This is a genomic window from Cryomorphaceae bacterium, from assembly GCA_007695365.1.
Taxonomy (GTDB): domain Bacteria; phylum Bacteroidota; class Bacteroidia; order Flavobacteriales_D; family SKUL01; genus SKUL01.
Genome location: REDV01000064.1, coordinates 1 through 11,467 on the forward strand (window position 1 = coordinate 1; position 11,467 = coordinate 11,467).

10 protein-coding genes are annotated in these 11,467 nt (G+C 45.4%); 7 read left to right on the forward strand and 3 right to left on the reverse strand.

Going from position 1 to position 11,467, the window contains the following annotated elements; translation table 11 throughout:
* From thrS to EA392_04355, 5 genes are all read left to right on the forward strand, one after another.
* Positions 1-1,191: threonine--tRNA ligase (gene thrS, locus EA392_04335; protein ID TVR40222.1), on the forward strand; the 1,191-nt coding region annotated here is incomplete at its 5' end.
* Positions 1,192-1,236: 45 nt separating this feature from the next.
* Complete coding sequence (locus tag EA392_04340) at positions 1,237-1,755, forward strand: translation initiation factor IF-3 (GenBank protein TVR40223.1); 519 nt, start codon at positions 1,237-1,239, stop codon at positions 1,753-1,755.
* A gap of 25 nt (positions 1,756-1,780) precedes the next feature.
* The gene (locus EA392_04345) at positions 1,781-1,975 is read left to right on the forward strand and encodes a 50S ribosomal protein L35 (protein TVR40224.1); all 195 of its coding nucleotides are present in this window, start codon (positions 1,781-1,783) and stop codon (positions 1,973-1,975) included.
* 94 nt (positions 1,976-2,069) lie between these two features.
* Positions 2,070-2,414: a 50S ribosomal protein L20 gene (locus tag EA392_04350; GenBank protein TVR40225.1), complete on the forward strand. Its 345-nt coding sequence runs from the start codon at positions 2,070-2,072 to the stop codon at positions 2,412-2,414.
* A 134-nt stretch (positions 2,415-2,548) separates the two neighbouring features.
* A complete protein-coding gene (locus tag EA392_04355) occupies positions 2,549-4,552 on the forward strand; it encodes a hypothetical protein (GenBank protein ID TVR40226.1) in 2,004 nt (667 codons plus the stop codon).
* On the opposite strand, the gene EA392_04360 is transcribed toward EA392_04355, so the two are convergent.
* Genes EA392_04360 through EA392_04370 form a run of 3 tightly spaced genes read right to left on the reverse strand, consistent with a single transcriptional unit; the run spans position 4,511 to position 7,122 of the window.
* Complete coding sequence (locus EA392_04360; GenBank protein TVR40227.1) at positions 4,511-5,623, reverse strand: tetratricopeptide repeat protein; 1,113 nt, start codon at positions 5,621-5,623, stop codon at positions 4,511-4,513. The two genes, EA392_04355 and EA392_04360, sit on opposite strands and share 42 nt — an antisense overlap.
* A 23-nt stretch (positions 5,624-5,646) precedes the next feature.
* Positions 5,647-6,645: a recombinase RecA gene (recA, locus tag EA392_04365; protein TVR40228.1), complete on the reverse strand. Its 999-nt coding sequence runs from the start codon at positions 6,643-6,645 to the stop codon at positions 5,647-5,649.
* A 9-nt stretch (positions 6,646-6,654) separates the two neighbouring features.
* Positions 6,655-7,122, reverse strand: coding sequence for a thioredoxin-dependent thiol peroxidase (locus tag EA392_04370; GenBank protein TVR40229.1), 468 nt, complete (start codon positions 7,120-7,122; stop codon positions 6,655-6,657).
* A gap of 404 nt (positions 7,123-7,526) precedes the next feature.
* Here EA392_04370 and EA392_04375 point away from each other — a divergent pair, with 404 nt between their 5' ends.
* Together EA392_04375 and EA392_04380 are read left to right on the forward strand one after the other, a co-directional pair.
* Complete coding sequence (locus EA392_04375) at positions 7,527-7,919, forward strand: hypothetical protein (GenBank protein ID TVR40230.1); 393 nt, start codon at positions 7,527-7,529, stop codon at positions 7,917-7,919.
* An 84-nt stretch (positions 7,920-8,003) separates the two neighbouring features.
* Positions 8,004-11,467, forward strand: a 3,464-nt coding sequence (locus EA392_04380) for a hypothetical protein (GenBank protein TVR40231.1), incomplete at its 3' end; no start/stop codon positions are given.

Consider the following 11,467-nt stretch of genomic DNA (forward strand, 5'->3'; position numbering starts at 1 on the left):
GAGCTGTTTGCATTCTCTCAAAACGTTGGTCAGGGGCTTCCCCTTTGGTTGCCTAAAGGTGCCGCGCTTCGTGAGCGACTCGAAAACTTTTTGAAACAAGCGCAGCGCAAAGCAGGCTACGACCAGGTGATTTCTCCGCACATCGGAAGCAAAAACCTGTATGTCACATCAGGGCACTACGCCAAATACGGTGAAGACTCTTTTCAACCCATCCAAACTCCGGCCGAGAACGAAGAGTTTCTGCTGAAACCTATGAACTGCCCACACCATTGCGAAATATACAAAACCCGGCCGCGATCCTACAAAGATCTTCCCATTCGCTTTGCTGAGTTTGGCACAGTATATAGATACGAGCAAAGCGGAGAACTGCACGGCCTTACGCGTGTTCGCGGATTTACCCAGGACGACGCGCATATTTTCTGCACACCCGACCAGTTAAAGGCAGAATTTCAGAAGGTGATAGATTTGGTGCTCTACATTTTCAAAACGCTAAGTTTTGATGACTTTACCGCGCAAATCTCGTTGCGAGACCCCGATAATCCGGACAAGTACATTGGTAGTACCGAAAACTGGGAAAAAGCTGAACAAGCCATCATAGAAGCAACGGCCGAAAAAGAACTCAAAACGGTGGTTGAATACGGTGAGGCTGCATTTTACGGGCCAAAGCTCGACTTTATGGTGAGAGACGCCATTGGCAGAAAATGGCAATTGGGTACGATTCAGGTTGATTACAATTTACCTGAGCGTTTTGAACTTGAATACATCGGTGCGGACAACCAAAAACACAGGCCAGTAATGATTCACCGTGCGCCTTTTGGATCCATGGAGCGTTTTGTAGCCGTACTGCTGGAACACTGCGGTGGAAACCTGCCTTTGTGGCTAACTCCCGACCAAATCAGAATACTTCCCATCAGCGAAAAGTACCAGAGCTACGCCGAGGAAGTTTTGAGTTTGCTGAATATTTCCGATATTCGCGGCTTTATTGACGATCGGTCTGAGAAGATTGGCAAGAAAATCCGCGACGCGGAACTTGACAAAGTCCCTTACATGCTGATTGTTGGTGAAAAAGAAGAAGAAGCGCGCGAGATTTCAGTTCGAAAGAAAGGCGAAGGAGATCTGGGAAGTATGACACCCGAAGCCTTTGCTGCTCACATCGAGGCGGAAATTTCGCGTGAATTGTTAAATAACTAAAACACAAAAGCTATAGCTCGTAAATTTCAAGGTCGCGGAAGGGTAATCAAAAAAAATCCCCATCGGATTAACAATGAGATTACCGCCCGACAGATACGTTTGGTTGAAGACGGTGTAGGCGCCGAAGTCATTTCTGTGGACGAAGCTTTGAGGAAGGCTGAAGAAGCCGAGTTGGACCTGGTAGAGATATCACCCAATGCCGACCCGCCTGTTTGCAAAATCATTGACTACAAGAAATTTCTCTACAATCAGAAAAAGAAAGAGAAAGAGATCAAGAGTAAGCAGTCAAAAATTGTTGTGAAAGAAGTTCGCTTCGGACCCAATACAGACGACCACGACTTTGAATTTAAGTTGAACCACGCAAAGAAGTTTTTAGAGGAAGGCGCAAAGCTGAAAGCTTTTGTCTTTTTTAAAGGACGGACCATCGTATTTAAAGAACGAGGTGAAATATTGCTGTTGCGATTTGCGCAGGAACTGGAAGAACACGGCCTTGTTGAACAAATGCCCAAGTTAGAAGGTAAGCGCATGATTATGATGATAGCACCTAAAAAGAAAACAAAGTAGTACTAACCCATAAATCACAGAGGACATGCCAAAGATGAAAACAGTTTCCTCTGCCAAAAAGCGGTTTAAAGTTACCGCCAGCGGCAAAATCAAAAGGAAACACGCGTTCAAGAGCCACATCCTTACCAAAAAGTCAAAGGTTCGGAAGAAGCGCCTCACAGCCTTCACCATTGTGGACAAAGCAGATCACGCCAACGTGCGCAGAATGTTGCTCGTTTAATAAGCGTGAAATTAAATCAGGTCGTTTAACCGGGTACTGAGCCAAAAAACAAGATCCTTTAAAAAGGGCGCTTTGTACCAAAAAACACAGAAACATGCCAAGATCAGTAAACTCAGTTGCCAGTAAGGCACGCAAGAAAAAGGTCCTTAAACAGGCCAAAGGCTACTTCGGACGGAAGAAAAACGTTTGGACCGTAGCCAAAAATGCAGTAGAGAAAGGTTTAACCTATGCCTACCGCGATCGAAAACAGAAAAAACGCCAGTTCCGTGGATTGTGGATTCAGCGTATCAACGCCGGTACACGAGAACACGGAATGAGCTACTCTGAATTCATGGGTAAAGTAAACGCCAAAGGAATTGAGCTGAACAGAAAAGTTCTTGCCGATTTGGCCATGAACCACCCCGAAGCGTTTAAAGCAGTGGTTGACGCTGTTAAGTAAACCCCATTTTACTACTTTGTTCAAAAAGGGAGGCGAAAGTCTCCCTTTTTTCGTTGTACACTCTCATTACCTTCGGCTCAATTGGAATGCGGAATGAAAATTGAATAGCTTTGTATCCAAGCCATAAAACAGTTATGTACCGACATCTTATTTTTTGCATGGTTTTGCTGCTCTTGGCAGCTCCCCAAGCTTTTGCCCAGAAAAAGAACAAGAAGAAAAAAGACAGCGGCACCCCTGAAGCCGTTGAGCCAACCCGCGAACCTACCAATACCCTGGTTGAATTTCCTTATGATGATGTGGACTGGTTAAATAGTCCACAACGTATAAGACGAGCCGCTCTTAATGGCAAGTTTGTACTACTCAGTTTCTGGGCCATGTCGTCGGAGTTATGCCTGACGCAGTTAGATTGGATGAACCAATTAAAAAAAGAACATCGATCACTGGAAACCATTATTGTGCACTCTCCAAAATATCCGGCTGAGCGCGACACCTCTTTCCTCAGAGACGCTATCATCAAACACAATATTCAGTTTCCCGTCCTCAACGATCAAAACTTTTTTCTCTGGGACGAATACATGATTGAAGCATGGCCCACACACCTGCTCTTTAACCCCGAAGGAGAGCTTGTGATGCGCTGGCAAGGTGCCAAACCAGGTGCCGATTTCTCCGATTTCATTTCCCGGTATGAAGGACGTGTAGTTTCCACAGGGTCTTTCTACAGTAGTGAATTAGGTAAATTTCAACAAGGATTGATGGCCTTTCCTACTTTTATTGAAAACGACGGAGTCATTTTTCTTTTTGTTAGCGATACTCGAGGAAACAGGATACACAAAGTAGATGTAAATGGCATTGTTGAAGAAACCATCGGAATAGGTAAAGAGGGTTGGACAGATGGCAGCTATATGTCTGCAAAGTTCAAGGGCCCCAGGGGCATGGCTTATCACAAATCGGATAGTGCATTGTATATCGCTGACACCGGCAACAATCTCATTCGACGTTACGACTTGCGCAAGCAAATGGTGAGTACCGTGCTCGGCAATGGTTTGCGCAGTTTTGAAATTCCCGATACCATCATCGGATCAAGTCACGGCTTGAACCAACCCACCGACATTACCATTGTGGACGATTTGCTCTACATCACCATGACAGGCTGGAATCAAATCTGGAAATACAACTTGATTACCGGCATTGCGGAACCTCATGCAGGCACCGGAAAATTTGGTTTTGAAGACGGCAAGCTGGAAGCAAGTCTTTTGGCCGAACCCTATGGTATAACGCACGATAATGATGGTGTGATTTACTTTACCGAACGACAATCAAGCGCTGTGAGATCGTTAACCCGCAACCGGGTAGTAACCATTACCGGAAAAGGAGTTTTTGAATACGGCGATGTAGATGGTAAAAGCAAAGAAGCTCTATTGCAAGCTCCGGCCGGAATCACATATCACGCAAAGAAGTTATACGTTGCCGATCAGTTCAACAACAAAATCAAGGAAATTGACCCGGGTTCAGGACGTGTAGAAACCCTCATCGGAACGGGAGATCGTGGATACAGAAACGGAAGTGGACTTCGGGCTATTCTCAATAAGCCCACTGGGTTAACTTTTCTTCGAGATAAAATGTACTTCTCAGACACCTACAACCACAACCTGCGTGTGTTCAACCCGGAACGCGATTTTGTTCGACCTTTTGAGTTTGAGAATAAATTTGAAATGAGTTTCCAAGCTGTAAACAATACGCAACTTTTGGAACTCGACACCATCTATGTTCCGCGTGGCGAATCAGGTATTACCCTACAATTTGAGCTGGGCGGTAACTGGTATATCGAAGAAAACGCGCCCAATGAAGTCATTATCACCCAGCGTAACATTGGCGTTCAACCCGATGATGATGGCTTTAACCGTGAACTGGGGCAAATCCGACTTGAGATTGAAAATTATGGAGCCCTGACTCATTTCTTCGCAGACGTATCTCTGTTTTATCGGCCCGTTGACAACGAGCAGCTCATTTTTCACAGAACATTTACCGTGATGGTTCACGTACGGATGGACGAAGAAGCTCCACCGGAGCAAAACGTTTTGTTTATTGTGCCACCCTTACGAACGGCGCATCACTCTGCTGAGACCGATCGCGGCTAAATCATGCTGCGGATTTACCTCAAGTGTTTGTTCAAAATAGCTTTTTGCCTCTGAGAAATTTCCAATCAGCTCGTAGCACAGCCCAAGATTGTAGAAGGCATCGTCGTATCCGTCAAAAACCTCAATGGTCTTTTTGAAAAAAGGTATGGCCGCCTGAGGTTCTTCGTAGTACTCAAGCCAGATGAAGCCCTGATTAAACCATGCCAGGCCATTGTTCGGGTCGATCGCTACCATGTATTCATACAGCTCCATTGCCTCCTCCAGCCTGCCTTGCTCCTGAAAATACATCGCTTTGGCATAGAGCGCCTGCACGTCATCCTTCCTTACTTCGAGCGCACTGTCGAAATAGTCGAGCGCTACATCATCGTTTATTGAACTGAAGAACGAACCTAGCATCATAAAGCCATCAAAGAAGTTTGGGTTCAACTCAATGGCCGTCTGAACAGATGAGATAAACCTTGAGGTATCGCCCAGTTCATAGTGAGCATATCCTTTTATAAAGTAACCCTGATAAAGCTGATCGTTGATGCGCAGGGCTTTGTTGGCTAGGTTAAAACACTCCTGATATTGCCTCAGCAGCAGTTGAACTTCGGCCATCTTTAAAAGGGCTTCGGTATTATTGCCATCGAGCTCAAGGGCACGCTCAAAACTGTCAATGGCTTTGTCCACTTTTTTCTGAGCATAGAGAATCTCACCTTTTGAAAGATGGAAGACCGCATTCACCGAGTCGAGTGTCAGTGACCTGTTGATATCCTCCAAAGCAAGTACCAGGGAGCCTTCTGCAATATGTGCTTCTGCTCGCCTGGCATAAAGCACAGGGTTTTTGGGATCCTTTCTTATCTCAATTGAGATTTCATCCGCACGCGATCGAGGCACTTTTTCCTCACTTCTATCGCCATCCTGTCGAGTTGTTGGCTCATCCGAAGCGCCGGGTTCGTTGCACCCAATCACCCCTATCAACGAGACTATCACTATCCAAACGCCAACTCTTATCATAGGAATGTTGTGTTTCAAAGTCTGAATTTCACTTTTTCGGAAAGCAAAAATGGGGCTTTCAAACGAAAGCCCCATGAACAAAATGTACCAATTCTTTACTACTCCGGCTGGTGTGTTTTTATTCGCTCTTCCAGTTCCTCCTGCAGTTCGGGGTTATCGGCAATCACCTGTTTTACGGCATCCCTACCCTGCCCTAGTTTGGTATCGCCATAGCTGAACCACGACCCGCTCTTTTTCACAATTCCCATATCTACAGCCAGATCCAGGATTTCTCCGGTTTTGGAAATTCCCGCTCCGTACATGATGTCAAACTCTGCTTTTCTAAAGGGAGGGGCCACCTTGTTCTTCACCACTTTCACCCGCGTGCGGTTTCCGATCACTTCGTCTCCTTCTTTTATCTGACTGATACGACGGATATCAAGGCGGATTGAAGCGTAAAATTTGAGCGCATTTCCACCGGTGGTTGTTTCCGGGTTTCCGAACATCACACCAATCTTTTCGCGGAGCTGGTTGATGAAAATACAGCAGCAACCGGTTTTACTGATAGTACCAGTGAGTTTCCTGAGGGCTTTTGACATCAATCGGGCTTGCAGTCCCATTTGAGAGTCGCCCATTTCCCCTTCAATCTCAGCACGAGGAGTAAGGGCAGCTACTGAATCCACCACCAGCAAATCTACCGCACCCGACCGAATCAGGTTTTCGGCTATTTCTAGTGCCTGCTCGCCATTATCGGGTTGTGCAATAAGCAGTTCACCGGTATCAACACCGAGGTTTTCGGCGTAAAAACGATCAAACGCGTGTTCTGCATCTACAATGGCAGCAATACCACCTTTTTTCTGCACTTCGGCAATGGCATGAATGGCAAGGGTGGTTTTACCGGATGATTCTGGCCCGTAAATTTCAATGATTCGTCCTTTTGGATAACCTCCAACTCCCAGGGCCATGTCAAGCGTTACTGAACCCGAGGGTATGGATTCGACCTGCACAACGGCGTCGTCGCCAAGTTTCATTACTGCCCCTTTTCCAAATGATTTTTCAAGTTTATCAATGGTAAGCTGCAAGGCTTTAAGCTTTTCTTTGTTCGCGTCGGTAGACATAGTAGTGTGTTATTTGAAGTTTAACAATTCGTTGATTTGGTTGCTATGCTCTTTGGTTTTCACTTTTTCGATCACATGCTCAATCATTCCTTTTTCATCGATGATAAAGGTAGTACGCAAAATACCTTCATACTCCTTCCCCATGAATTTCTTTTGACCCCAGGCACCATAAGCCTGAATGACCTCCTTATCGGTATCGGCAACAAGCGGAAACGGCAACCCATACTTCGCACGAAACTTTTCGTGTTTTTCATCTGAATCCGCACTAATGCCGATTACTTCAATTCCCGCCTCTAGCAAATGTGAGTAATCATCACGGAGATTACAGGCTTGAACCGTACAACCCGGGGTATCATCTTTCGGGTAAAAATAAAGAACAATTTTCTTTCCGGCCAGATCACTGAGCTTTTTTGATTGTCCTTCAACAGTCTGAAAAGTAAAGTTGGGTGCCTTCTGGCCAATTTTAAGTGTATTCATCTCTTTTTGATTTTTACAAAGGTGCTTAGATAGGTACGTAATGTATGTACGTACCACAAAAAAAGGTGGTTTTTGTTCAACTTTTTCCTAAGTCTCTCAAAACTAGCAAATCGTAGTATTTGCGGGGCTTTCAAGCATCCTTAAGCTGGCTGTAATGTTCGATGAATGGTGTTTTTTTGCCGATGAATTAGTTTCAGGTATTGACAAGCGCCTTTCTTTGATCTAATTTTGTCTCGCTTTGAAACACAAATAGTATCTAAATGTAACCCACACTCGATAAACGCGTATTGAAGTTCGGAATGAACAAACCGAACCTCTTGTCAACAAACTTTTCAATCTTCTGATAACCAAAACTAAACAGAAACGCAACTACGTTGCGCCCTGAACTTGTATTGCTTTAACTCATGAATAATAAACACAAAACCCTCATTATGAAAACCTTGATATTCACCCTTGTGTGCTTTGTGCTCAGTGGAATCACAAGCATCAATCTGGCTTACGGTCAGGAAGTTCAATCAATAGCTCTCACTAAAAAAGGTGAGCTTCGAATCCCTGCAGAATCTGACCTTGGACAATCCTTTAGGCTTGATTTGAGCCATATGGAATTCAAAACAGATCTGGAAATGATTGAGTACATCCGAACGAAATCGGGTGACCTTCATTTGATGCGTGCTGTTCCTCATGAGAAAGCAGCTATCCTCTACCTAAAAGCAAATGAGCGTCCTGACTGGACGGATGTAGAGTGGAACGACTACCTGAAAAATCAACAACAGGCAGAATTCAACAACAAAAAATAATTCAGCATCCGTCGAAAAACAGCCAATATAAACACAGTTGAGATGAAAACAATCACTACAAAACTAATTGCCGTTCTGAGCTTAATGCTCTGCGGTTGGTTTCCTGCAGCTGCTCAGCTTCAAGTTACTCCCAACCCGACGGCACTTGAACTAATTGAGGAAATTGTTGGACCTGGAGTTACCGTGTCGAACATCAACCTCAATTGCGCACCCGACGCCTATGGCTTTTTTGCAAATGGCAATACAACCAACATCGGAATTGGTGATGGTGTTTTGCTAACCACTGGCAAAGCAACAGACGCCATCGGGCCCAACCTGGTTGGGAACAAATCTGTACAGCATCCGTCGGCGTATCATGGCGACCCCGATCTTCAGCTTTTGGTATCGGCACCTTTATTTGATGCCTGTATATTGGAGTTTGACTTCGTGGCTACTCAAGACCTAATTACAGTACAATACGTTTTTGGATCCGAAGAGTACCCCGAATACGTTTGCTCTCAGTACAACGACGTGTTTGCATTCTTCGTGTCCGGTCCCATACCCGGTGGAGGAACCTATCAAACACAAAACGTGGCACTCATCCCTAACTCAACGTTACCGGTAGCTATCAATACGGTGAACAATGGAACATCTGGTCAACATGGCAATGCTTCCAACTGCCAGTCTCTCAGCAACTCGCAGTACTATATCGACAACACCGGAGGTTTAACCATTGAATACGATGGGTTCACTGTTGCACTAACAGCGCAGGTTGCGATTGTACCTGGTGCCCAATACACCTTCAAATTTGGAATTGCGGATGCCGGAGACGGGTTGTGGGATAGCGGGGTGTTTATCAAAGCATCCAGCTTCTCTTCGTTCCTGTGTCAATCAGGAACCATCGGTTTTGAAGAAGGCGCTCCTTCGCCCATTACTTTTTGTGCAAACAACGGCCTGGATGACGTAATTAGCGCCGCTCCCCTGGGTCTTACAGGTGGCGACAACTACCAATACTTTTTAACCAATAGCACAGGTACAATATTGGATATAAACAACACCGGATTATTTAACCTCAATAGCTACGGACTGGGGTCATTTTTCTTGCAAGCTATTTCATGGTCAGGTACTATTACCGGACTTGAAATAGGATTACCCATTAGTGGCATTGCTGCCGTTGCGGGTGAGGGTTGTTTTGAATTAAGTAACGCTCTGGAGGCAATCCGTATCAATTGTACCGAGCCTCCTTTTATCCTTCTTTGTCCTGATGATGAAATTGTAAGCTGTAAGGACGAAATCACTTCCAACACAAGCGGACTCCAGTTTACGGTTGATTGCGGCACCAATGCTCAGGCAACTGTAAGTGCAGGTTTGCCTCAACTTATTTCAGGTGGTCAAAATTGTGATGGTTCGGTTTACCGAATCGTTTACACCGTAATTGACCTTTGTGGAAATGCTGCTCAATGTCAGCAGTTGTTCACTATCAACAACCAAGGGCCTGTTATCACAACATGCCCTTCCAGCCCTGTGCATATTACAAGTGGTTCTCAAATCGCACCTACCCCAGGAAGTGTTTCATACACCACATCTTGCGGCCTTAACGCTACTGTTGTTGCTCAGGGACCCGTTATCTCAGACAACGGCTGCGGAAGTACCACCTACACATACAACCTTGTTGTAACAGACGAGTGCGGACGCACAGCAGAATGCGAGCAGGAGTTTATTCTTACTCCAACCAGCTTCGATATCGCCTGCTCTAACCACCCGGTTTCAAACGTTGCAAACCATAGTGCCAGCTTTGCAGGAGTGAAATACAACTACCCCTCTACTGGTCAGAGCACCTGGTACTACTGTGTCAATGGTGGAATCAACCCATCTCTTAACTATACTGTTTTCCAGATGGATGCGAGCTGCAACTTCAATGTTGAGCAAATGGGAACCTGGAGTGGTAACGGAACAACACTCAACCCATGGGCAAATACTACTCAGCCGACAACAGACGCTCAATCGGGCGTGTACGGCTTAAAGTTTGACGATCCTTTTGCCAACGGACAAACCAGGAAGTACTACTTCGTATTAGACAACAACTATGCAATCAGCGATATTCTTTGGGTTGCCCAAGGTGGTATCGTTCAGAACTCAGGTATTATCGCCGGTCCTTCGCTTGGTTGCAACCCGGCTAGCGTAACACTCAGTGTTACCTGCCCGGAGTCACCACAAACTTTTGAATGTATTGGAGACGTACCTGCAGCCACACCAAACGACGTAGTTTTCGAAGGCGGTTGTGGAACAGTTGAAGTTTCAATCGATGAAACAGTATCGAACGGTACAGGTTGTCCTACTGACCCGATCGTAGTCACGAGAGTTTATACTATTTCTGATGATGTAAGCAGCATCACTTGCGAAACCACCATCAATGTTTTTAGCGCGCAGATGCCGCAAATCGCACCGGTAGAAGACATAACTTTGGAAGGTTGTAACCCGGTCTGGCCAACTGTTCAAACTTCATGGACTGGAGTCTGTGGCGCCGGCGGTATGATAACTGCTGTTCAAGGCCCACTAACCGTAGATGGCTGCATTGAGACTTTGAAGTTTATCTTCAACGTAACCGATGACTGCGGTAATTCTGCTTCTGCTTTCACCTACGTTTCGCGAATAGTTGACAATGAGAACCCCGTAATCAATACTCCCGCAAACTTCATGCTCGACGGTTGTAACGCTGACTGGCCAAGTTTATCGACTACCTGGACGGACAACTGCTCTGCTGGTGGCACCATTACTGGTATACCGGGCGACGTTCAAGAAAATGCATGCACTTCAACTTTTACCAACAATGTATGTTGGAGTGTACCTGGTCTAAGCCATTTTACGCTTGCTTTGTGCGAAGACATTACTGCCTCAGATATTCAAGCAGTTCTGATCAATGGAATTCCCTACAGCAATTGGACGGTAGGAAATGACCCAACATGCGGTGTGTATGGTTTGAAATGGGATGATTTACAACTTGGTGAAAATACTTGTGCTGATTTCACTGTTGTATTGAATGATGCCTACTTATCTACTACATCAACCGGTTTTCTCAAAGCTGGTCCTGATTGCACAAGCGATGAATTTACGGGTCCGGGTTGTGAAACCATTGAATGCGTTTGCATCCAATCAAAAACCTACACTTTTATTGCTACTGATGACTGTGGCAACACTTCAACAACAACCACTACAGTGTATCGCACCTTTGACGAGGTTCCTCCGATAATTAATGCGCCAGAAGATTTCTTACTTGAAGGTTGTAACCCAGAGTGGCCCGAACTTTCGGCTACCTGGACTGATAACTGTTCAGACGGAGGTACTGTCATAGCCACACAAGGGCCCATTACTGTAGATGGTTGTATCGAAACACTTAAGTTTTTCTTTAACGTTACTGACGAATGTGGAAATTCAGCTTCTGCATTCACTTTTGTTTCTCGGATTGTTGATGATGTAGCTCCGTCTATTGACGCACCTGCTGACTTCGCACTGGAAGGTTGCAACGCCAACTGGCCTGAACTTACCGCCAACTGGAGCGACAACTGCTC

Excerpts from the sequence above, each read along its gene's own strand:
- EA392_04375 (TVR40230.1), top strand. The coding sequence starts at position 7,527 with ATGAATAATAAACACAAAACCCTCATTATGAAAACCTTGATATTCACC.
- EA392_04355 (TVR40226.1), top strand. The coding sequence starts at position 2,549 with ATGTACCGACATCTTATTTTTTGCATGGTTTTGCTGCTCTTGGCAGCT.
- EA392_04370 (TVR40229.1), bottom strand. The coding sequence starts at position 7,122 with ATGAATACACTTAAAATTGGCCAGAAGGCACCCAACTTTACTTTTCAG.
- recA (TVR40228.1), bottom strand. The coding sequence starts at position 6,645 with ATGTCTACCGACGCGAACAAAGAAAAGCTTAAAGCCTTGCAGCTTACC.
- EA392_04345 (TVR40224.1), top strand. The coding sequence starts at position 1,781 with ATGCCAAAGATGAAAACAGTTTCCTCTGCCAAAAAGCGGTTTAAAGTT.
- EA392_04360 (TVR40227.1), bottom strand. The coding sequence starts at position 5,623 with ATGGGGCTTTCGTTTGAAAGCCCCATTTTTGCTTTCCGAAAAAGTGAA.
- EA392_04350 (TVR40225.1), top strand. The coding sequence starts at position 2,070 with ATGCCAAGATCAGTAAACTCAGTTGCCAGTAAGGCACGCAAGAAAAAG.